This is a genomic window from Corallococcus praedator, from assembly GCF_003612125.1.
Lineage (GTDB): Bacteria > Myxococcota > Myxococcia > Myxococcales > Myxococcaceae > Corallococcus > Corallococcus praedator.
The window spans coordinates 1-485 of sequence record NZ_RAWI01000886.1 but is presented as its reverse complement, the minus strand read 5'-3'; the positions used below and the strand labels follow the sequence as shown (position 1 = coordinate 485).

Annotated in this window: 1 pseudogene; it reads left to right on the top strand. The window is 65.6% G+C overall.

Annotation, left to right across the window (positions count from 1 at the left end):
- Nucleotides 1-333 (top strand): annotated as a pseudogene (locus D7Y13_RS42260) (hypothetical protein); the annotation flags it as partial.
- Nucleotides 334-485: the final 152 nt, after the last annotated feature.

The window sequence follows — 485 nt, the reverse complement described above, 5'->3', positions numbered from 1 at the left end:
GTCTATGGCTACGGCAACGTGCCGCGCGCCACGGTGGATGCCGTGGGCCGCACGGGCGTGAAGGCGCTGATCCACGCCGGCACTGGCAATGGCTCGGTCGCCGACCGTGTTGTTCCTGCGCTACAGGATCTGCGCAGCCAGGGCGTTCAGATCGTCCGTTCGTCGCGTGTGGCCGATGGCTTCGTGCTGCGCAATGCCGAGCAGCCGGACGACAAGTACGACTGGGTGGTCGCGCATGACCTGAACCCGCAGAAAGCCCGCATTCTGGCGGCTGTCGCTCTCACGCGCCCCCAGAGCAGCAAGGAGCTGCAGCGCATCTTCTGGCAGTACTGATCCGCTGTCATATTTGCCGGGCAGACTGGGCAGCCAGGCGCTGCGCCTCCTGCCCGGCGGCCTGCTCCGGGTTGATTCGGATCATGTAACAGGCCTGCCTCCGGTACTCTCCCTTGGCCCCTTGGTGCAGTCGGTCAGCGTCTAGCCTTGAT